Annotated in this window: 20 protein-coding genes; 9 read left to right on the forward strand and 11 right to left on the reverse strand. The window is 59.4% G+C overall.

Translation table 11 applies throughout. From position 1 onward, the window contains the following. Positions 1-229: 229 nt before the first annotated feature. From HX790_RS01825 to sdhC, 4 genes are read right to left on the reverse strand one after another with little or no spacing between them, the layout of a single operon-like run. Entirely contained in the window at positions 230-934 is a 705-nt protein-coding gene (locus HX790_RS01825) for a succinate dehydrogenase iron-sulfur subunit (protein WP_003172807.1), read from the reverse strand. Positions 935-945: 11 nt separating this feature from the next. After that, entirely contained in the window at positions 946-2718 is a 1773-nt protein-coding gene (sdhA, locus tag HX790_RS01830) for a succinate dehydrogenase flavoprotein subunit (RefSeq protein ID WP_017134444.1), read from the reverse strand. Positions 2719-2721: 3 nt separating this feature from the next. Beyond that, the gene (gene sdhD / locus HX790_RS01835) at positions 2722-3090 is read right to left on the reverse strand and encodes a succinate dehydrogenase, hydrophobic membrane anchor protein (RefSeq protein WP_003172805.1); all 369 of its coding nucleotides are present in this window, start codon (positions 3088-3090) and stop codon (positions 2722-2724) included. Further along, a complete protein-coding gene (gene sdhC, locus HX790_RS01840; RefSeq protein ID WP_016979564.1) occupies positions 3084-3458 on the reverse strand; it encodes a succinate dehydrogenase, cytochrome b556 subunit in 375 nt (124 codons plus the stop codon). Before sdhC ends, sdhD begins: the two co-directional genes overlap by 7 nt. 364 nt (positions 3459-3822) lie before the next feature. On the opposite strand from sdhC, the gene gltA reads away from it, so the two are divergent. After that, positions 3823-5112: a citrate synthase gene (gene gltA / locus HX790_RS01845; RefSeq protein WP_017134443.1), complete on the forward strand. Its 1290-nt coding sequence runs from the start codon at positions 3823-3825 to the stop codon at positions 5110-5112. Between the two features lie 271 nt (positions 5113-5383). On the opposite strand, the gene HX790_RS01850 is transcribed toward gltA, so the two are convergent. The 3 genes from HX790_RS01850 to HX790_RS01860 all read right to left on the reverse strand — a co-directional run bounded on the left by HX790_RS01850 (position 5384) and on the right by HX790_RS01860 (position 8433). After that, the gene (locus HX790_RS01850) at positions 5384-7042 is read right to left on the reverse strand and encodes a cation acetate symporter (protein ID WP_017134442.1); all 1659 of its coding nucleotides are present in this window, start codon (positions 7040-7042) and stop codon (positions 5384-5386) included. After that, the gene (locus HX790_RS01855) at positions 7039-7350 is read right to left on the reverse strand and encodes a DUF485 domain-containing protein (protein WP_017134441.1); all 312 of its coding nucleotides are present in this window, start codon (positions 7348-7350) and stop codon (positions 7039-7041) included. The genes HX790_RS01850 and HX790_RS01855 overlap by 4 nt, the downstream gene beginning before the upstream one ends. Before the next feature lie 231 nt (positions 7351-7581). Beyond that, on the reverse strand, positions 7582-8433 hold the full coding sequence (locus HX790_RS01860; RefSeq protein ID WP_017136250.1) for a glycine betaine ABC transporter substrate-binding protein: 852 nt from the start codon (positions 8431-8433) through the stop codon (positions 7582-7584). Positions 8434-8765: 332 nt separating this feature from the next. Between HX790_RS01860 and HX790_RS01865 the strand changes: the two genes are divergently transcribed. Continuing rightward, positions 8766-10319: a glycosyl hydrolase family 17 protein gene (locus HX790_RS01865; protein ID WP_026013624.1), complete on the forward strand. Its 1554-nt coding sequence runs from the start codon at positions 8766-8768 to the stop codon at positions 10317-10319. A 113-nt stretch (positions 10320-10432) separates the two neighbouring features. Here the strand turns inward: HX790_RS01865 and HX790_RS01870 are convergent, their stop codons facing one another. Then, entirely contained in the window at positions 10433-10801 is a 369-nt protein-coding gene (locus HX790_RS01870; RefSeq protein WP_017136248.1) for a hypothetical protein, read from the reverse strand. Between the two features lie 235 nt (positions 10802-11036). Between HX790_RS01870 and HX790_RS01875 the strand changes: the two genes are divergently transcribed. Both HX790_RS01875 and HX790_RS01880 read left to right on the forward strand, forming a co-directional pair. Further along, the gene (locus HX790_RS01875) at positions 11037-12335 is read left to right on the forward strand and encodes a serine protein kinase PrkA (protein WP_017136247.1); all 1299 of its coding nucleotides are present in this window, start codon (positions 11037-11039) and stop codon (positions 12333-12335) included. Next, entirely contained in the window at positions 12328-13116 is a 789-nt protein-coding gene (locus tag HX790_RS01880) for a VacJ family lipoprotein (protein WP_017136246.1), read from the forward strand. The genes HX790_RS01875 and HX790_RS01880 overlap by 8 nt, the downstream gene beginning before the upstream one ends. Positions 13117-13151: 35 nt before the next feature. On the opposite strand, the gene HX790_RS01885 is transcribed toward HX790_RS01880, so the two are convergent. Continuing rightward, positions 13152-15143: an FUSC family protein gene (locus HX790_RS01885; protein WP_017136245.1), complete on the reverse strand. Its 1992-nt coding sequence runs from the start codon at positions 15141-15143 to the stop codon at positions 13152-13154. Positions 15144-15208: 65 nt separating this feature from the next. Beyond that, on the reverse strand, positions 15209-16114 hold the full coding sequence (locus HX790_RS01890) for a DUF808 domain-containing protein (RefSeq protein WP_017136244.1): 906 nt from the start codon (positions 16112-16114) through the stop codon (positions 15209-15211). 133 nt (positions 16115-16247) lie between these two features. On the opposite strand from HX790_RS01890, the gene HX790_RS01895 reads away from it, so the two are divergent. Further along, entirely contained in the window at positions 16248-16853 is a 606-nt protein-coding gene (locus HX790_RS01895; protein ID WP_017136243.1) for a TetR/AcrR family transcriptional regulator, read from the forward strand. 210 nt (positions 16854-17063) lie between these two features. Continuing rightward, positions 17064-17522 carry a transposase gene (locus HX790_RS01900; protein WP_017136242.1) on the forward strand — a complete coding sequence of 153 codons (459 nt, stop codon included), beginning with the start codon at positions 17064-17066 and terminating at the stop codon, positions 17520-17522. A gap of 127 nt (positions 17523-17649) precedes the next feature. Here the strand turns inward: HX790_RS01900 and HX790_RS01905 are convergent, their stop codons facing one another. After that, entirely contained in the window at positions 17650-18090 is a 441-nt protein-coding gene (locus HX790_RS01905) for a heme-binding protein (protein ID WP_017136241.1), read from the reverse strand. A 256-nt stretch (positions 18091-18346) separates the two neighbouring features. Here HX790_RS01905 and gcl point away from each other — a divergent pair, with 256 nt between their 5' ends. The 3 genes from gcl (at position 18347) to HX790_RS01920 (ending at position 21978) form a co-directional block, all read left to right on the forward strand. After that, positions 18347-20122, forward strand: a complete 1776-nt coding sequence (gene gcl, locus HX790_RS01910; protein WP_017136240.1) for a glyoxylate carboligase — start codon at positions 18347-18349, stop codon at positions 20120-20122. 10 nt (positions 20123-20132) lie between these two features. Then, the gene (gene hyi, locus HX790_RS01915; protein ID WP_017136239.1) at positions 20133-20915 is read left to right on the forward strand and encodes a hydroxypyruvate isomerase; all 783 of its coding nucleotides are present in this window, start codon (positions 20133-20135) and stop codon (positions 20913-20915) included. A gap of 172 nt (positions 20916-21087) precedes the next feature. Next, positions 21088-21978, forward strand: coding sequence for a 2-hydroxy-3-oxopropionate reductase (locus tag HX790_RS01920; protein WP_026013623.1), 891 nt, complete (start codon positions 21088-21090; stop codon positions 21976-21978). Positions 21979-21994 lie beyond the last annotated feature (16 nt).

Here is a 21994-nt window from a genome sequence, read left to right on the forward strand (position 1 = left end):
GCGAAAACACCGAGTTTGCTTGCAAAAGGCCAAGTGCAGCGACCAAAACAAGCCACTTAGGATCACGCTGATAGTTCGGGTACCAACCCGAATGCCCCTGCTTGTCTCATTTCTTCAAAATAAGAGCTGCGGCTTTGTAAGTCGCTGCTCAAGTTAAAACTACGGCGCCGGTTGAAGCCTGCGCCGTAGCATTTACGGGCACAACGGTCCTGCTTTGCTACAACGTCGCTTACACGCCGCTTTGCAGCAGCATGTTACGGATGTGACCAATGGCCTTAGTCGGGTTCAGGCCTTTGGGACATACGTTGACGCAGTTCATGATCCCGCGGCAGCGGAATACGCTGAACGGGTCATCCAGTGAAGCCAGACGCTCGGACGTCTTGGTGTCACGGCTGTCTGCCAGGAAGCGGTACGCTTGCAGCAGGGCAGCTGGACCCAGGAACTTGTCCGGGTTCCACCAGAAGGACGGGCACGAGGTCGAGCAGCAAGCGCACAGGATGCACTCGTACAGACCGTCGAGCTTTTCACGCTCTTCAGGGGACTGCAGACGTTCGATGGCCGGAGCCGGCGTGTCGTTCTGCAGGAACGGCTTAACTTTCTCGTATTGCTTGTAGAAGATGCTCATATCGACCACCAGGTCACGGATAACCGGCAAACCTGGCAGAGGACGAACGATCAGCTTGTTACCTTTAACAACAGCCGACAGCGGCGTGATGCACGCCAGGCCGTTTTTGCCGTTGATGTTCATGCCGTCGGAGCCACAAACGCCCTCACGGCAAGAGCGACGATAGGAGAAACCTTCGTCCTGCTCTTTGATCAGTGCCAGTACATCCAGCACCATCAGGTCTTTACCACCGGTATCGACCTGAAATTCCTGCATGAACGGCGCGGCGTCCTGATCAGGGTTGTAGCGGTAAACACTGACTTTCAACATGGCAGCCACCCTTAGTAAGTCCGAATCTTCGGTTCAAACGTCGGCACCGTCTTCGGCGAGAAGTTCACGGCACGCTTGGTCACGCGCTTGTCACCCGGGAAGTACAGGGTGTGGCACAACCAGTTTTCGTCGTCGCGATCTTCAAAGTCTTCACGGGCGTGGGCACCACGGGATTCTTTACGAACCTCGGCGGCGATCGCAGTGGCTTCGGCCACTTCCAGCAGGTTTTGCAGCTCAAGGGCTTCGATACGAGCCGTGTTGAACGCCTGGCTCTTATCGTTGATCTTGACGTTGGCGATGCGCGTGCGCAGGTCGGCCAGCTGGGCAATACCCTTCTGCATGTATTCGCCGGTACGGAATACACCGAAGTAGTTCTGCATGCAGCTTTGCAGCTCGCGACGCAGGGTAGCCACGTCTTCGCCATCGGTACGCTCGTTCAGAGCGTTCAGGCGCGCCAGGGCGGCCTCGATGTTGGCGTCGGTGGCGTCATCGTATTCGATGCCGTCGGTCAGGGCTTTTTCCAGGTGCAGGCCGGCAGCACGACCGAATACCACCAGGTCGAGCAGCGAGTTGCCGCCCAGACGGTTGGCACCGTGTACCGATACGCAAGCCACTTCGCCTACGGCGAACAGACCGTGGATGATCTCGTCCACGCCTTCGGCGTTCTGGGTGATCGCCTGGCCATGAATGTTGGTCGGCACGCCGCCCATCATATAGTGGCAAGTCGGAACAACCGGCACCGGAGCAACTACCGGGTCAACGTGCGCAAAAGTCTTGGACAATTCGCAGATACCTGGCAGGCGGCTGTGCAGGACTTCTTCACCGAGGTGATCGAGTTTCAGCAGTACGTGGTCGCCGTTCGGGCCACAGCCGTTACCGGCGATGATTTCCTTAACCATCGAACGGGCCACAACGTCACGACCTGCAAGGTCTTTGGCGTTCGGAGCATAACGCTCCATGAAACGCTCGCCGTGCTTGTTGATCAGGTAACCACCTTCACCACGGCAACCTTCTGTAACCAGTACACCGGCGCCGGCGATGCCGGTCGGGTGGAACTGCCACATTTCAATGTCTTGTACCGGCACGCCAGCACGCAGGGCCATGCCGACGCCGTCACCGGTGTTGATCAGGGCATTGGTGGTCGACGCGTAGATACGACCTGCACCGCCGGTTGCCAGCACAGTAGCCTTGGCACGGATGTAGGTGGTTTCACCGGTTTCGATGCAGATGGCGATCACACCGACGAAGGCGCCGTCGGCGTTCTTCACCAGGTCAACGGCGTAGTACTCGTTCAGGAACGTGGTACCGGCTTTCAGGTTGCCCTGATAAAGGGTGTGCAACAGCGCGTGACCGGTACGGTCGGAAGCGGCGCACGTACGGGCAGCCTGCCCGCCTTTACCGTAATCCTTCGACTGGCCGCCGAATGGACGCTGGTAGATACGACCTTGCTCGGTACGCGAGAACGGCAGACCCATGTGGTCCAGCTCGAACACGGCGGCCGGGCCTTCCTGACACATGTACTCGATAGCGTCCTGGTCACCGATGTAGTCGGAACCCTTGACGGTATCGTACATGTGCCAGCGCCAGTCATCGTTCGGGTCGGCGGAGGCGATGGCGCAGGTGATGCCACCCTGGGCCGACACAGTGTGGGAACGGGTCGGGAACACCTTGGTGATCACGGCAGTCTTGTGACCGCCCTGAGCCAGCTGCAGCGCTGCGCGCATGCCGGCACCGCCGCCACCAATAATGATGGCGTCGAAGGAAATAGTTGGAATGTTAGCCATGAATCAGATACCCCAAAGAATCTGCACACCCCAGACGAAGTACGCGAACATCGCAACGCCGCAGACTGCCTGGAAGAGAAAACGTACTGCAGTCGCGGACTTGCCCAGCGCCATCGGCGTCAGGTAGTCGGTCGCGATGGTCCACATGCCGACCCAGGCGTGAGCGCCCAGGGCTACAAGGGCCAGCAGACTGAAGATTCGCATCGCATTGTGGGAAAACAGGCCATGCCATTGCTCATAGCCGATGCCCGGGTTTGCGACGAGGTATCCGATCAGGAAAATGAAATAAGCCGCGAGAACGACCGCAGACACACGCTGTGCCATCCAGTCATAGAGGCCCGAACGCGAAAGGTTCGTAACGCTGGTTACCATATCCAAACTCCTGCCAGAACGATCAGCACCACGGAAATGGCGATGATGATTTTCGAGCCCAGGCGGCCGCCTTCCAGCGTCTCACCGATACCCGCATCCATGATCAAGTGGCGCACACCGGCTACCAGGTGATACAGCAGAGCGGACAGGAGGCCCCATGCTACGAACTTGGCCAGCGGGCTGGTCAAGCATGCCTTCACCTCGGCGTATCCTTCCTCGGAACCCAGGGATTTGCTCAATGCATAAAGCATGATGCCCAAGCCCAGGAACAGGATGATGCCGGAAACACGGTGCAGGAACGACGTAACGCCGGTGATGGGGAGTTTGATGGTCCTTAGGTCTAGGTTTACAGGTCGTTGGCTATTCACGGCTTTTTTTCACACTGAAGAGCCCCTAACAATCAGGGCAAAGTTGTTGGGGAGTGCACTGGTCAGGTAAGCACCACCCAGGGAGTGCGACCCCCAATGAAAGCAAGCCCAAAAGCCCTTGGCGGTCGGTGGCCGAGTATAGACAGTTAGGTTACTAATGACAACGCGCACTCCTCACCCTAATAGCGGATTGCGCTGGCGGTATAAAAGGCGTAAATGGCAGTCAATTTCGACGAAAAAGTATGGTTAAAGCCTTCTGGAGCAAGACTTTAGGCAAATTGACATCTGGATTTATATCAATATAGTGGTGCGGGCCCTGCGTGGGGGGTCTGTCTGATGATTTGAAGCATAAATAGGAGGCCACATGGCTGACAAAAAAGCGCAGTTGATCATCGAGGGCGCAGCCCCCGTCGAGCTGCCCATTTTAACCGGCACCGTTGGTCCCGATGTTATCGACGTACGGGGCCTGACGGCCACGGGCCGTTTCACATTCGACCCAGGCTTCATGTCGACCGCCTCTTGCGAGTCGAAGATCACCTATATCGATGGTGACAATGGTATTTTGCTGCACCGCGGCTACCCGATCGAACAGCTTGCTGAACAGTCGGACTACCTGGAAACCTGCTACCTGCTGCTAAATGGCGAATTGCCAACAGCTGAGCAGAAAGCCCAGTTCGTCAGCACCGTGAAGAACCACACCATGGTTCACGAGCAGTTGAAGACCTTCTTCAACGGCTTCCGTCGCGACGCCCACCCGATGGCCGTCATGTGCGGTGTAGTCGGCGCCCTGTCGGCCTTCTATCACGACTCCCTGGACATCAATAACCCGCAGCATCGCGAAATTTCCGCGATCCGCCTGGTTGCCAAGATGCCAACCCTGGCCGCAATGGTTTACAAGTACTCCATGGGTCAACCCATGATGTACCCGCGCAACGACCTGACGTACGCGGAAAACTTCCTGCACATGATGTTCAACACCCCGTGCGAGATCAAACCGATCAGCCCGGTGCTGGCCAAGGCGATGGACAAGATTTTCATCCTCCACGCCGACCACGAGCAAAACGCCTCCACCTCCACCGTACGTCTGGCGGGTTCTTCGGGCGCCAACCCGTTCGCCTGTATCGCCGCCGGCATTGCCGCATTGTGGGGCCCTGCCCACGGCGGTGCGAACGAAGCCGTGCTGACCATGCTCGATGAAATCGGCGATGTGTCCAACATCGACAAGTTCATCGCCAAGGCCAAGGACAAGGAAGATCCGTTCAAACTGATGGGCTTCGGTCACCGCGTCTACAAGAACCGTGACCCGCGTGCCACCGTGATGAAACAGACCTGCGACGAAGTGTTGAAGGAGCTGGGCATCAAGAACGATCCGCAACTCGAACTGGCCATGCGCCTGGAAGAGATCGCCCTGACCGACCCGTACTTCATCGAACGCTCGCTGTACCCGAACGTCGACTTCTACTCGGGGATCATCCTCAAGGCGATCGGCATTCCAACCAGCATGTTCACCGTGATCTTCGCCTTGGCACGTACTGTCGGCTGGATCTCGCACTGGAAAGAAATGCTCTCCAGCCCGTACAAGATTGGCCGCCCGCGCCAGCTGTACACCGGCTACGAGTCGCGTGATATCACCAAACTGGAAGATCGCAAGTAAGCATCTAACTATTTGGTCTTAAAAACGGCCTCCTTTCACAAGGAGGCCGTTTTTATTTGTGCAGGAATTGAGCGCAAGACCGGAGGCCAGCGCCAACCGGGACGCAGAGCGTCCATGGCTGTATTCCCACGCAGAGCATGGGAACGATCGGCGTAGAGGCACTTTATTGATGCAAGCGTTGAGAAACTGTTTTGTGAAATCCGTTACCAATAAAAGCAAAAAAATGCCCCGATCTCACGACCGGGGCATTTTTTTGTAACCGTTACAAATATTAGTGATTAACCGCTCCGCTTGCCCCCAAGCCAGTCTGCGAACGCACAAACTGCGGGAAGTACAGCGCACGCTCTTTTTCTGCCGCCGCCGACTTGTCAGTGATGGAGAAGAACCAGATGCCGACGAACGCAATGATCATCGAGAACAGCGCCGGGTACTCGTAAGGGAAGATCGCTTTTTCATGGTGCAGGATCGACACCCAGATGGTCGGGCCAAGGATCATCAGGCCGACGGCACTGATCAAGCCCAGCCAGCCGCCAATCATGGCGCCACGGGTGGTGAGGTTTTTCCAGTACATGGAAAGCAGCAGCACCGGGAAGTTACAGCTGGCAGCAATCGAGAACGCCAGGCCGACCATGAACGCGATGTTCTGGCTTTCGAACAGGATACCCAGGCCGATCGCCAACACGCCCAACGCCACGGTGGTGATCTTCGACACGCGAATCTCATCTTTCTCGTTGGCCTTGCCCTTCTTGATCACACTGGCGTACAGGTCATGGGACACCGCCGAAGCACCGGCCAGGGTCAAACCGGCAACCACTGCCAGGATGGTGGCAAACGCCACGGCCGAGATGAAGCCGAGGAAAATGCTGCCACCCACCGCGTTGGCCAGGTGCACCGCCGCCATGTTGTTACCGCCGAGCAAGGCACCTGCAGCATCCTTGAACGCCGGGTTGGTGCTCACCAGCAGGATCGCGCCAAAGCCGATGATAAACGTCAGGATATAGAAGTAGCCGATGAAACCGGTGGCATACAGCACGCTCTTACGCGCTTCCTTGGCGTCACTGACGGTGAAGAAGCGCATCAGGATGTGCGGCAGGCCGGCCGTACCGAACATCAGCGCCAGGCCCAGCGAGAATGCCGAAATCGGATCTTTTACCAAGCCGCCGGGACTCATGATCGCCTCACCTTTAGGGTGAACCTTGATCGCCTCGGAAAACAGCATGTTGAAGTCGAAGTTGACGTGCTTCATCACCATCAACGCCATGAACGAAGCACCGGACAGCAACAGCACCGCCTTGATGATTTGCACCCAAGTGGTTGCCAGCATGCCGCCAAACAGCACATACATGCACATCAGGATACCCACCAGGATCACCGCTACGTGGTAGTCCAGACCGAACAGCAGCTGAATCAGCTTGCCCGCCCCTACCATTTGCGCGATCAGGTAGAACGCCACCACCACCAGCGAGCCACAGGCCGACAGACTGCGGATCTGGGTTTGCCCCAGGCGATAGGACGCCACGTCGGCAAAGGTGTACTTGCCCAGGTTACGCAGGCGCTCGGCGATCAGGAACAGAATGATCGGCCAGCCCACCAGGAAGCCGATCGAGTAGATCAGGCCATCGTAGCCGGAGGTGAACACCAGCGCGGAAATCCCCAGGAAGGACGCCGCCGACATGTAGTCGCCGGCAATCGCCAGGCCGTTCTGGAAACCGGTGATCTTGCCGCCGGCCGCATAGTAGTCGGCCGCCGACTTGTTGCGTTTGGACGCCCAGTAGGTGATGCACAACGTCGCGCCGACGAAGACCACGAACATCAGGATCGCTGCAACGTTCAGCGGTTGTTTGTGTACTTCACCGGTCAATGCATCCGCCGCCCAAACGGCGGGCGCAAAGACCGAGGCGCCAAGTACAGCCAATAGACGACGGATCATTGCGCAGCCTCCTTGAGAATCGCATTGTTCAGGTCGTCGAATTCGCCGTTGGCGCGTCGTACATAGATGCCGGTGAGGACAAAGGCCGAGACAATCAGGCCGACCCCGATGGGGATGCCCCAGGTGATGGATGAGCCGGGGCTGAGTTTGGCCCCCAGTATTTGTGGCCCGTAGGCAATCAACAGGATGAAAGCGGAGTAAAGCCCTAGCATGATCGCCGAGAGTATCCAGGCGAACCTTTCCCTTTTTCTGACCAGCTCCTTGAAACGCGGGCTGTTTTGAATCGAGAGGTAAATGCTGTCGTTCATTGTTTTTATCCTCGCAGCACAGCTTTTTATTATTTTGGAACATATCCACTGTATGCGGCTGCGGAACAGGTTCCAGACGACCTTAGTAGTAGAGGGAGTGTAGCGAGGGTTTACGGGCGTGCGAGGCTAATGTGGGAGCGGGCTTGCCCGCGATGGCGGTGTATCAGTCAAAACATCTGTGACTTATACGCCGCCATCGCGGGCAAGCCCGCTCCCACAAGGGTTAGTGCTTTATTTTGCGGTCCACTCCGCGACACGTTCAGGGTGCTTGGCGACCCAATCCTTGGCCGCAGCATCAGGCTTGGCGCCCTCTTGAATTGCCAGCATCACTTCGCCGATTTCGTCCTTGGAGGCCCATTGGAATTTCTTCAGGAAAGCGGCGACTTCCGGCGCTTTCTTCTCCAGGCCCTTGCTGCCGATGCTGTTGACGGTCTCAGCAGCACCATAAATCCCTTTTGGGTCGTCCAGAAAGCGCAGTTTCCACTTGGCGAACATCCAGTGTGGCACCCAGCCGGTCACCGCAATGGATTCCTGCTTGTCTTCGGCACGGGTCAGCTCGGCGATCATCGCAGCGCCCGAACTGGCTTGCAGTTTGTAGTCCAGGCCATAGGCCTTGATGGCTTCGTCGGTCTTGAGCATCACGCCTGAACCGGCGTCGATGCCGACGATCTTGTTCTTGAAGGTGGTGTCGGTCTTGAGGTCTTCGATGGACTTGGCTTTAACGTACTCCGGCACGATCAGGCCAATTTTGGCATCCTTGAAGTTGGGGCCGTAGTCGACCACCTTGTCCTTGTTCTTGGTCCAGTATTCACCGTGAGTCACGGGCAGCCAGGCGGAGAGCATGGCGTCGAGTTTGCCGGTAGCTACGCCCTGCCACATGATCCCGGTGGCGACCGCTTGCAGTTTCACGTCGTAACCGAGTTTTTCCCTGATCACCTCGGCTGCCACATGGGTCGTGGCAACGCTGTCGGACCAACCATCTACATAGCCGATGCTCAGGGTTTTGCTGTCGGCGCTGGCCAGTGTGGAGCCCATCGCAACTACCAGAGTGGCAGCTGCGCCCAAGAGTCGTCGCATCTTCATAATACTTCCCCGAAAGTGCTGCGCTCGGCGGATGCCGAGCGACGTCAACCTGTTGTTATAGGGTGCATCGCGCCCCCTTCACGCGCGTCGATCACGGTGGTGCGCCGCCAGTGGAGTGCTGACACTTCGATCATCAACCTGCCGGGGCCTTGGACCTGCTCTGTCAGCGACCTCGGGTAAGCAAGAAACGACATCACATCGCCAGCAGGACAGTTCCTAGGACTTGGCGTCAATTTCCCGCCCGAACTTTGCATGTCTAAATTATGCAGCCCCACTGGGACGGGCCAAATCCGGGTAAGATGCGCGCCTTTGCTCCCCCAGATAAGCTGACCATGCCCGCGACTGCCCGCTTTCCTGCCCTGCCCTATTTCTGCGCCTTGATCCTCGGCGTGCTTGCCCTCGTCGGCTATTGGTACGGCCTTGGCCGACCGGTGGTGTTGCCGGATGTGGCCAGTGCCAGCCACAAGATGCAATGCGCGTCCTACACGCCGTTCGACAAGGACCAGTCGCCGTTCGACCAGCCGTTCAAACTGCGCCCTGAGCGCATGGACGCCGACCTGGCGCTGCTGGCCACCCGTTTTGAATGCATCCGCACTTATTCCATGACCGGCCTGGAAGCCCTGCCTGGCATGGCGCGCAAGCATGGTTTGAAGGTGATGGCCGGCGCCTGGGTCAGCAGTGACCCGGTGGCCACCGAAAAAGAAATCAAAGAATTGATTGCTGCTGCCAATGCCAACCCCGATGTGGTCACTTCGGTGATCGTCGGTAACGAGGCCCTGCTGCGCAAGGAAGTCACCGCGAAGCAGTTGGTGACGCTGATCCATCAGGTCAAAAGCCAGATCAAGCAGCCGGTCACTTATGCCGATGTGTGGGAGTTCTGGCTGCAACACCCGGAAATCGCCCCGGCGGTGGATTTCCTGACCATTCACCTGCTGCCCTACTGGGAAGATGACCCGTCGGGCATCGACCAGGCCCTCAAGCATGTGGGGGATGTGCGCCAGACCTTTGGCAACAAATTCGCCCCTAAAGATGTGCTGATCGGCGAGACCGGCTGGCCCAGCGAAGGCCGCCAGCGCGAAACCGCGGTGCCGAGCCGGGTCAACGAGGCCAAGTTCATGCGTGGTTTTGTGGCCATGGCCGAGGCCAATGGCTGGCGCTACAACCTGATCGAAGCGTTTGACCAGCCGTGGAAACGCGCCAGCGAAGGTGCAGTCGGTGGTTACTGGGGCTTGTTTGACGCCGACCGCCAGGACAAGGGCATCCTTGCCGGGCCGGTGAGTAACGTGCCGTATTGGCCGCTGTGGCTGGGCATCGGCGGCCTGATTCTGCTGGGCACTCTGGCACTGGGCGGCCGGGTGCGCAGCGCGCGTGCCGCATTCATGCTGCCATTACTCGGCGTAGTGGCCGCCTGCTCCATTGGCACCTGGGCCGAGCTGACCCGTGTCACAGCACGTTTCAACGATGAATGGGTGTGGGCGGGCTTACTGGTGGTGTTGAACCTGTTGGTACTGGCCCATGCCGCGCTGGCTTTAAGCGCTCGGGAAGCTTGGCGGGAACGCGCCTTCACTTGGCTGGAGCAACGCGCAGGTTGGCTGGTGGCAATTGCCGGGTTCGCCGGTGCAGTGATGATGCTGGCGCTGGTGTTTGACCCGCGCTATCGCAGCTTCCCAAGTGCGGCACTGGTATTGCCGGCACTGGTTTACCTGGTTCGCCCGGTCACCGGCCCGCGTCGGGAGATTGCGCTGCTGGCCTTCATTATTGGCGCCGGCATTGCGCCGCAGCTGTATCGCGAAGGCTTGCTGAACCAGCAGGCGTGGGGTTGGGCGGTGGTCAGCGTGTTGATGGTTGTAGCGTTGTGGCGTTGCTTGCGGGTGCGCAAAGCTTAAAAATGCTATCGCAGGCAAGCCAGCTCCCACATTCGACCGCATTCCATTGGATGCACCCAATCTAATGTGGGAACTGGCTTGTCGAATCGTCGCACCGCTGCGATGAGGCTCTATCAGACGCCCCGAGGCTTCCTGACCAACCGCAACCCCGCAATCACCACCGCAAACACCGCAAACGTGGTGTTATACAACGCCAGTGCCGGCAACCCGAACACCATCCCCAACACCGCCAAACCCCAGCCCGCTCGCCCCGGCACAAAAAACGCCAGCACCGACGTGACCAATGCGGCCCAGCCCAATACCTTGAAGTGAATCATCAGCCCCAGGTTCGAGCGCAACTGGCATTCCCAGCGGCTGGCCTCGTCAACGCAGACCCCCACCCACTGGCCATCTTCCATAAACCCGTAACGGGCGCCATAACTGGCGGCCAACCATAACGGCAGGGCAATAAGCAGCAGGATCAGTGGCAAACGATGGGACATGGGGTACTCCGATAGGCAAAAACGGCGCTCAGCTTAATGCGCCGGCAGCCGTTAGCAAGGCGCATACACACAATTAGTGTTCATCAATGCATGGCAACGTGTATCTTCTGGCTACTATTACCCCGATTCCGTGGTTTTTTCCGACTTTTAGTGCCGAGGGCTGGCACTTCGGTGGCAACGCGGTGGTCATAGCCTGCGAACTTCATTCAGCACGTTTCCTCTTAGGGATTAAGTCATGCTCCGTTCCTTGCGCTGCGCTGCCTTGCTGGGCAGCCTATTTTTGAGTGCGTCAGCACTGGCCGTCGATATCGACCCAGCCAGCTATGGCTACCCTTTGACCAACCCGTTCGAAGCGACTATCGCCACCACTCCGCCGAATCTGCGCCCGCAATTGCCGAGCGACGACGAGATCAACCAGTCCGACTACAGCCTGACCATGCGCCCTGAGCGCCAGTTCAGCCTGCCGGACAACTTCTGGGCGGTAAAGAAACTCACCTACCGCATCGCCAAGCAAGACCACGCCGCACCGCTGATTTTCCTGATTTCCGGCACCGGTGCGCGGTATGACAGCAGCATCAACGAATACCTCAAAAAGCTCTATTACAAAGCCGGCTACCACGTGGTCCAGTTGTCCTCGCCCACCAGCTTCGACTTCATCGCCGCGGCTTCGCGCTTCGCCACTCCCGGCATTACCCAGGAAGACGCCGAAGACATGTACCGCGTGATGCAGGCGGTGCGCGCGCAGAACTCCACGCTGCCGGTGACCGACTACTACCTCTCCGGCTACAGCCTGGGCGCTTTGGACGCGGCATTTGTGAGCAAGCTCGACGAGACCCGCCGCAGCTTCAACTTCAAGAAAGTGCTGCTGCTCAACCCGCCGGTCAACCTCTACACCTCGATCACCAACCTCGACAAGCTGGTACAGACCGAGGTCAAGGGCATCAACAACACCACCACGTTTTATGAGCTGGTGCTGAGCAAGCTGACCCGTTACTTCCAGCAAAAAGGCTACATCGACCTCAACGATGCCCTGCTCTATGACTTCCAGCAGTCCAAGCAGCACTTGACCAACGAACAGATGGCGATGCTGATCGGCACCTCGTTCCGCTTCTCGGCGGCCGACATTGCCTTCACCTCGGACCTGATCAACCGTCGCGGCCTGATCATCCCGCCGAAATACCCGATCACCGAAGGCACCAGCCTCACGCCGTTCCTCAAGCGTGCGCTGCAATGCGACTTCGACTGCTACCTCACCGAACAAGTGATCCCGATGTGGCGCGCGCGCTCCGACGGCGGCAGCCTGCTGCAACTGATCGATCAGGTCAGCCTGTATGCCCTCAAGGACTACCTGCACGACAGCCCGAAAATTGCCGTGATGCACAACGCCGACGACTTGATCCTCGGCCCTGGCGACCTGGGTTTCCTGCGTAAAACCTTCGGCGATCGCTTGACCGTCTACCCGTTGGGCGGCCACTGCGGCAACCTCAATTACCGCGTCAACGCCGACGCCATGCTGGAGTTCTTCCGTGGCTAAATATCTTCTGCTGCTTGCCGCCTTGATGTGCGCAGGCGTGGCCAATGCCGACAACAGCAAGGCCCACGAGCCGGTCAAAGTCGGCGCCGACGGCTTCAAGGAACCGCTGACCAAACTCAAGTTCAACCCGGGCCTGGACCAGCGTGAATTCGAGCGTTCATCACTGACGGCACTTAACGTCTATGACCCGCTGGAGTCGTGGAACCGCCGCGTGTACCACTTCAACTACCGCTTCGACCAATGGGTGTTCCTGCCGGTGGTCAACGGCTACACCTACGTCACTCCCAGCTTCCTGCGTACCGGTGTGAGCAACTTCTTCAACAACCTGGGCGATGTGCCCAACCTGGTGAACAGCCTGTTGCAACTCAAGGGCCACCGCTCCCTGGAAACCACCGGGCGCCTGCTGCTCAACACCACCATCGGCATCGCCGGCCTGTGGGACCCGGCCACCGCCATGGGCCTGCCGCGCCAGAGCGAAGACTTCGGCCAGACCCTGGGCTTCTACGGCGTCCCTGGCGGCGCCTACCTGGTGCTGCCGATCTTCGGGCCCTCGAACCTGCGTGACACTACCGGCCTGATCGTCGACTACGGCGCCGAGACCGAGATCAACTTCCTCAACGTCTCCAAGGTCAGCGAAAACCACCCGGAAATCTGGGCTTTGCGCGCCGTCGACAAGCGCTACCAGACCAGCTTCCGCTACGGTCAGATGAACTCGCCGTTTGAGTATGAAAAGGTGCGCTACATCTATACCGAGTCGCGCAAGTTGCAGATCGCCGAGTAACCTCCCTGCAGGAGCTGGTTCGCCAGCTCCTGCTGCTATATGCCTCGCTGACACCACTTGCGCCAGGTAAACCGCAACTGCAGCACCGCCGCCCTGGCCATCTCCCGATCCTGCTCCGTCAACCCCGACGGCTGCTCAAGTGCTTGAAGCAGTGCAGCACTTGGCCCATCCAGCATCCCCGCCGTTGCCAAGCCTGGCCCCGCGTGCCTGAGTATCACCGCCAACTGCCGCAGATAATTATCACGCTCGCCAGCCAAGGCGCCCTGGCTGCCCGCAAGGCTTGCACGCAACTCCAGCAACTCATCACCCAGGTCCAACCCGAGCAGGCCATTATCCCAATGGGTACGACGCTCGGCGGGCAAGGTTTGGCTGTAGCGTGACAGGCGAATCAAACGATCGGCCATGCGCCCGCCAAACCAGCTCTCGGCTTGCTCCAGAGGGCGCGAAGTCAACTGCGCCAAATCGAACAACGAAGCCTTGAACATACGCCGGTAGTGTCGCTCGCCAGGGTTGAGCTGGATCAGGCGAAACACCAGCACCGCAATCCCGACGCCCACCAAGGTCGCGATGGCCTTGTTGAGGAAGGCAGCAATGTCGTAGCTCATCAGGTTGCTCGGCCCGACGTTGTTGACGAAGAAGATACAAAACGCCGAAGCGGTGGCCACAAGTTTTGCCCGGCTCATGCACAGCGAGGCGAAAAACAACGGCACGCCTAATGCCACGCATAACAGCGCGAAAGCATCAAACCCGGGCAACAAGGCAAAGCGCACAAAGCCGGCTATCGGGATCGACAGCGCAATGCCCTTGAGAAAATTGAGGCCCGACGCAGAAGGGTTTTCCCGCGCGGCAAACAGGCTCAAGACCACGCCGCTGATCGACACTGCACCCAGGCCCGACGGCCAGTCGGTAAAAATCCAGAATGCCGCAACGGCCAGAAACGCCAAGGCACTGCGCAGCCCACCGAGCACGCCTTGCTCGATATCCCGATGCCAGGACAGGGCGCCTGGCGCACCGGGCGGCACCCTGCCAGCTTCGACGGCCGCCAGGGTCAATGCGCCCACATCGATCAAGCGCAGCACCTCGGCCAATTGCACCAGGCAAAAGTGCGCCTCCGCGCTCAAACCTGGATCACCCAGCGCCAACCTCAGGCGCTGCGAGAGTGCAGGCAGCGCATCGGGCCGCTCTTGCTGTAGCGTCGCGGCCACCTCGTCCACCCAAGGCGCCACGCGGGTCGCATCTTCCAGCATCAGTCGCTGCCGTGCCACGCCGCGGGCCGCGCGCAAGAGTCCCAGCAAGTCCCGGCTCAGCACCCGCAGCGCCTGGGATCTGCGCCGGCCCTTGGGGCCTTCGAACCAGGCATGGTCACGCTGGGCATCAACTGCAACCAAACGGCCCAGTGCTTCGAGCAACCCCTTGCGCTGATCGGTGCCCAGCAGCTCCGACGCCGCGGCGCGCAGGCCCGCCTGCCAGGCCGCACGGCCTTGAACCGCCAGCGTCTGCTCAACCCGGCGCGGCCATAAAATCGTGCTGGCGATAGACGCGCAGAGAATCCCCAGGCTGATTTCCTGGCAACGGGCTACCGCCTCATCGAAAACCCCAAGCGGCGCCGCAGTCGCAGGCAGCGCGATAATCGCCGTGGTGTAGCCCGCCAGCACAAACCCATAAGAGGCGTGATTGCGCAGCAACGACGCGCCTGTGGTGCAAAACGCCAACCACAACGCCATGCACAGTAGAAACAACAAAGGCGCTTGGCCGAAGACAGCAATCATCACCACCGAAGCCGCCGCGCCCACAAACGTGCCCAGTAACCGATAGGCACCCTTGGCCAAGACCATGCCGCTGGTGGACTGGCCGACGATAAATACCGTGGTCAGCGCCCATTGCGGCTGCTGCAAGTCCAAGCAAAAGGCCAGATACAACGCGACCCCGCCGGCGATCATGTTGCGCAACGCAAACAGCAGATCGTCCCGCGAGGGCGCCAGGGTGGCTTGCCAGAAGTCAGGCAGTTGAAACGTGGAAAGCTTCATTCAGCGAACACATAGATAGCTAGCTAATGATTAGCATAGTATCTATATGCCCGCCGAATGCCAATCTAGCGTTTCAGCGCGCGCCACACTTTGCCTACCAGTGAAACCACGGCCAGCACCAGCGCCCCGGCAATAATCCCGGCCACTGCGTTGAGCAACGTAGGCATCAACCACGCCGCCGCGCCGACACTCTGGCTGAGCGTCTCGATCCAGTGATGCACCGCCGGCACGCCATGGGTGAGTATGCCGCCGCCGACCATGAACATCGCCGCTGTGCCGATCACCGACAGACTTTTCATCATGTAAGGCGCGGCGCGCAAGATCGCCCCACCGATACTGCGAGCCGCCTGGCCGGGCTTTTGCGTCAGCCACAGACCCAGGTCATCGAGCTTGACGATACCGGCCACCAGCCCGTACACGCCAATGGTCATGACAATGGCGATGCCCGACAGCACTATCACTTGCTGCATCAAAGGCGCATCCGCAACGGTACCCAGGGTGATGGCGATGATTTCCGCCGAGAGGATGAAATCGGTGCGAATTGCACCTTTGATCTTGTCCTTCTCAAATGCCACCAAGTCAGTCGCCGGATCAGCCACGGCTTCAACCAGGTGAGCCTGTTCTTCGGTGCGTTTATGCAAGAAGGTGTGCGCAAGCTTCTCAAAGCCTTCAAAACACAAATAGGCGCCGCCGAGCATCAACAGCGGCGTGACCGCCCACGGCGCAAAGGCGCTGATCAGCAATGCCGCCGGCACCAGGATCAGTTTGTTGACAAACGACCCCTTGGCCACCGCCCACACCACAGGGATTTCCCGCTCGGCGCGCACGCCGGAAACCTGCTGGGCGTTGAGTGCCAAGTCATCGCCCAGCACGCCGGCGGTCTTCTTGGCGGCCATTTTGGTCATCAGCGCAACGTCATCGAGTACGGCGGCGATATCGTCGATCAATACCAACAAGCTGCTTCCTGCCATCAATCGGGCTTCCATAAGAATGAGAAACGCCGAGCATAGCGCGGCGCAAAGCTTTACGGGCGCATTCTTGAGGCTCGCGGATAGCCGGTGCTACCATGCACAACCGCCGATCTGGCAAGGAAACTCCTGGTTTATGAGCACCATTCGCGAGCGCAATAAAGAAAAGATCCTGCGGGCGGCCAGCGAGGAGTTTGCCGACAAGGGCTTCGCCGCGACCAAAACCAGCGACATCGCCGCCAAGGCCGGGCTGCCCAAGCCCAACGTCTATTACTACTTCAGGTCCAAGGACAACCTCTACCGAGAGGTGCTCGAAAGCATTATCGAGCCGATCCTGGCCGCCTCCACACCGTTCAACCCCGAGGGCGAGCCGTCGGTGGTGCTGAGCAACTACATCCGCTCGAAAATCCGCATCTCCCGCGATTTGCCGTTTGCATCCAAGGTGTTTGCCAGCGAAATCATGCACGGCGCCCCGCACCTGAGCCCCGAGCAGATCGAGCAGCTCAACGCCCAGGCCAAGCACAACATCAACTGCATCCAAAGCTGGGTAGATCGCGGCCTGATCGCCGCCATAGACCCCAACCACCTGATGTTCAGCATCTGGGCGGCGACGCAGACCTATGCCGATTTTGACTGGCAGATATCGGCGGTGACCGGCAAAGCCAAGCTGGATGAGGCGGATTATGAGGCGGCGGCGCAAACGATTATTCGGTTGGTGTTGAAGGGGTGTGAGTTGGGCTGATGGGCCGAGGTGCCGGTGCTATTCGCGAGCAAGCCCGCTCCCACATTTTGATCCGCGCGAGACATAAATTGTATTAACACCGCAGACCCCATGGGGGAGCGGGCTTGCTCGCGAAAGCGCCCATCCAGACACATCCTGCCAAAAGCCTGCCGATCAGCGTCAGCCACCGAGATCTAGCCTCTCAGAACCCATCTGAAGAGAGGCCATGGAATGCCTGATCTAGCGACTTCACACCGCCTGCGCATCGGGCGGTTCAGCGAACCGAACCGCGTCTACCTGATCACCACCAACACCCAGGAGCGAGTCCCACTATTCGGCGACTTTCACCTCGGCCGCCTGGTGGTCTGGCAGTTCAGACTGGCCCAATACCAAGGCCTGGCTAATTCATTGGCCTGGGTGGTGATGCCAGACCATTTCCACTGGCTGATCGAACTGCAAAAAGGCCCGTTGGGGGATTTGATGTGTCAGGTGAAATCCAAAAGTACGCGATCGGTGAATGGTGCAACCGGGCGCAAGGGCCGGCTTTGGCAAACCGGTTTTCATGATCGGGCACTGCGCAGGGAGGATGATTTGGTAAAAATGGCCAGGTATGTGGTGGCCAATCCACTGCGAGCAGGGTTGGTAGAGCGGATTGGCGACTATCCGTTGTGGGATGCGATTTGGGTTTAAAGCCAAGACCGGGTCGCCGCCTTCGCGAGCAAGCCCGCTCCCACACTTGACCGAGTTCCACCTTTGGAATGCAGCCAAGTGTGGGAGCGGGCTTGCTCGCGAAGAGGCCCTTACAGTCACCACAGAATCAAGCAGAAACCCCCGCATCCGCCAACAACCCCACCCCCTCGATAGCCGTAATCGCGCACTGCTCATCAATATCCGAGGTATCTCCGCTGATCCCGATCGCCCCCAGCACTACCCCATCCTGATTCCGTATCAACACACCACCCGGTGCCGGCACCACGCTGCCCTGCCCCAGGCTGTTCAACGCGGCGATAAACGCCGGGCGCTGCTGTGCGTCCAGCGCCAGCAAGCGCGAGCCCTTGCCCAGTGCAATCGCGCCCCAGGCCTTGCCGATGGCGATTTGTGGGCGCAGCAGGCTGGCGCCGTCTTCGCGTTGCAGGGTGATCAAGTGGCCGCCGCTGTCGAGCACCGCGATGGTCAGCGGCGCAGCCGAGATCGTGCGGCCTGCGGTGAGGGCCTGGCTGGCGAGTTGGGTGGCAAGTTTCAAGGTTAAAGCGCTCATGGTGCCGTCCTTCTTTTGTTATTGGGAATGCGGTGGAGGTCTGTTTGATCAGATGCTCGATCAAACAAATAGAACACAATGACGTTTATTTTTGTATACAATATTTTCGCCAAAAGGCTCCACACGTCGAAAAAAGTGCTTCCGACGAACGCCATGGCCACTTTGCAAAATGCATTGACCTTCGCAGCTCGCCGTGAATACACTTTGTCCAGACACCACTTGTATACAATTACAAAACGCAAGAGGCACCAAAACCATGAGCAAAATGAGAGCAATCGAAGCCGCCGTCCTGGTAATGCGCCGTGAAGGCGTGGACACCGCCTTCGGTATCCCGGGCGCCGCGATCAACCCGCTGTATTCGGCCTTGCAGAAGGTCGGTGGCATCGATCACGTCCTTGCTCGCCACGTTGAAGGCGCCTCGCACATGGCCGAGGGCTACACCCGCACCAAGGCCGGCAATATCGGCGTGTGCATCGGTACTTCCGGCCCGGCGGGCACCGACATGGTCACCGGCCTGTACAGCGCCTCGGCCGACTCGATCCCGATTCTGTGCATCACCGGCCAGGCCCCACGTGCACGGATGCACAAGGAAGACTTCCAGGCCGTGGATATCACCAGCATCGTCAAGCCGGTGACCAAGTGGGCGACCACTGTTCTGGAGCCCGGCCAAGTGCCCTACGCGTTCCAGAAAGCCTTCTATGAAATGCGCTCCGGCCGCCCTGGCCCGGTGCTGATCGACCTGCCGTTCGACGTGCAGATGGCCGAGATCGAATTCGATATCGACGCCTACCAGCCACTGCCGCTGGCCAAGCCCTTGGCTACGCGCATCCAGGTGGAAAAAGCCCTGGCGCTGCTGGATGCGGCCGAACGTCCCTTGCTGGTCAGCGGTGGCGGCGTGATCAATGCCGACGCCAGCGAGCTGCTGGTTGAATTTGCTGAACTCACCGGCATCCCGGTGATCCCGACCCTGATGGGCTGGGGCACGATCCCGGACGATCACCCGCTGATGGTGGGCATGGTCGGCCTGCAAACCTCGCACCGCTATGGCAACGCAACGATGCTCAAGTCGGACGTGGTGCTGGGCATCGGCAACCGCTGGGCCAACCGCCACACTGGTTCGGTGGAGGTATACACCGAAGGCCGCAAGTTCATTCACGTCGACATCGAACCGACGCAGATTGGCCGCGTGTTCACGCCGGACCTGGGCATAGTGTCCGACGCCGGTTCTGCGCTGACGATGTTCATTGAAGTGGCCCGCGAGTGGAAAGCCGCCGGCAAGCTCAAGGATCGCAGCGCCTGGCTGCATGACTGCCAGCAGCGCAAGGCCACCCTGCACCGCAAGACCCACTTCGACAACGTGCCGGTCAAGCCGCAACGCGTGTACGAAGAGATGAACCAGGTGTTCGGCAAAGACACCTGCTACGTCAGCACCATCGGCCTGTCGCAGATTGCCGGCGCGCAATTCCTGCATGTGTACAAGCCACGCCACTGGATCAACTGCGGCCAGGCCGGTCCCTTGGGCTGGACCATTCCGGCGGCACTCGGGGTGGTCAAGGCCGACCCGAGCCGCAAAGTGGTGGCGTTGTCGGGCGACTATGACTTCCAGTTCATGATCGAAGAGCTGGCGGTGGGCGCGCAGTTCAAGCTGCCGTACATCCACGTAGTGGTGAACAACTCCTACCTGGGCCTGATTCGCCAGGCCCAGCGCGGGTTTGAGATGGACTACTGCGTGCAGCTGTCCTTCGACAACCTCAACGCCCCGGAACTTAACGGCTATGGCGTCGACCATGTGGCTGTCGCCGAAGGCCTGGGTTGCAAGGCGCTGCGCGTGTTCGAGCCGGGCCAGATCCAGCCGGCGTTGCGCAAGGCGCAGGAAATGATCGAAGAATTCAAGGTTCCGGTGATTGTTGAGATTATTCTGGAACGCGTGACCAATATTTCCATGGGCACCGAGATCAACGCCGTCAACGAATTCGAAGATCTGGCCCTGGTCGGCAACGACGCGCCGACTGCCATTTCCCTGCTCGATTAAGGAGAACCCTATGCCGCGTTTTGCCGCCAACCTGTCCATGCTGTTTACCGAGCAGGACTTTCTCGCCCGTTTCAAAGCGGCCGCCGACGCCGGCTTCCAGGGTGTGGAATACCTGTTCCCGTATGAATTCAGCTCCGCCGAGATCAAGGCGCAGTTGGATGCCAACGGCCTGACCCAAGTGCTGTTCAACCTGCCGGCCGGTGACTGGGCCAAGGGCGAGCGCGGCCTGGCGTGCCACCCGGACCGGGTCGAGGAGTTCCGTGCCGGGGTCAAGCTGGCCATCGCCTACGCCCAAGTGCTGGGCAACACCCAGATCAACTGCCTGGCCGGGATTCGCCCCGCCGGTGTGGATGACGAAACCGTAGAAAAGACCTTTGTCGCCAACCTCAAGTACGCCGCCGACAAGCTGCAAGCGGCGGGCATCAAGCTGGTGATGGAGATGATCAACACCCGCGACATCCCGGGTTTCTACCTGAACAACACGGCGCAGGCCCTGTCGATTCGCGAGCAGGTCGGCAGCGCCAACCTGTTCCTGCAATACGACATCTACCACATGCAAATCATGGAAGGCGACCTGGCCCGAACCATGGCCGCGCACCTGGGTGAGATCAACCACATCCAGTTGGCCGACAACCCTGGGCGTAACGAGCCGGGGACCGGGGAGATCAACTATCGCTTCCTGTTCGAGCATCTGGATCGGATTGGTTACACCGGTTGGGTCGGCTGTGAGTACAAGCCGCTGACCACCACCGAGGCGGGACTGGGTTGGCTCAAAACCCATAACGCCATCTGACTGACACAACACAAAAGAAGGTGGGAGCTGGCTTGCCTGCGATGCAGACACTGCGGTGTATCAGGCAAAACCGGGTGATGCCATCGCAGGCAAGCCAGCTCCCACATTTGGATCTTCAGTGTTTGGTGGACCGTGTCCGCCCTGCACCTAGAATAAAAAGAGGATGTTGATCATGGCTAAAATCGGATTTATCGGCACCGGCATCATGGGCCAACCCATGGCCGCCAACCTGCAAAAGGCCGGCCACCAACTGTTTCTGTCCGAGCATCACGGCAAGGCGCCCGAAGCCCTGATCGCGGCGGGTGCCGTGGCCCTGGCCAACCCGCAGCAAGTCGCCCAGGAAGCCGAGTTCATCATCGTGATGGTGCCCGACACCCCACAGGTGGACGATGTGCTGTTCCGCGCCGACGGTGTTGCCGCCGGCCTGTCACCCAACAAAGTAGTGATCGACATGAGTTCGATCTCCCCCACCGCCACCAAGGCCTTTGCCGCCAAGATCAATGCAACCGGCGCGCAATACCTCGACGCGCCTGTGTCCGGCGGTGAAGTCGGCGCCAAGGCCGGCACCTTGAGCATCATGATCGGTGGCGAGCCGCAGACGTTCGAACGCGCCCTGCCGCTGTTCCAGGCCATGGGCAAGAACATCACCCTGGTCGGCGGCAATGGCGATGGCCAGACCGCCAAGGTGGCGAATCAGATCATCGTCGCGCTGAACATCCAGGCAGTGGCCGAAGCACTGCTGTTCGCATCGAAGAACGGCGCCGACCCGGCCAAGGTGCGCGAAGCGCTGATGGGCGGGTTTGCTTCGTCGAAGATCCTGGAAGTGCATGGCGAGCGCATGATCAAGGGCACCTTTGATCCGGGCTTCCGTATCAACCTGCACCAGAAAGACCTCAACCTGGCACTGGCCGGGGCCAAGGAGCTGGGGATCAACCTGCCGAACACGGCTGGCACGCAGCAGGTGTTCAGCACCTGCACGGCGATTGGTGGCGGTAATTGGGACCACTCGGCGCTGATCAAAGGGTTGGAGCATATGGCGAATTTTTCGATTCGCGATAAGTAATTCGATTTGAAATGCA

This window comes from Pseudomonas sp. IPO3747, from assembly GCF_013385245.1.
GTDB classification, from domain to species: Bacteria; Pseudomonadota; Gammaproteobacteria; order Pseudomonadales; family Pseudomonadaceae; genus Aquipseudomonas; species Aquipseudomonas edaphica.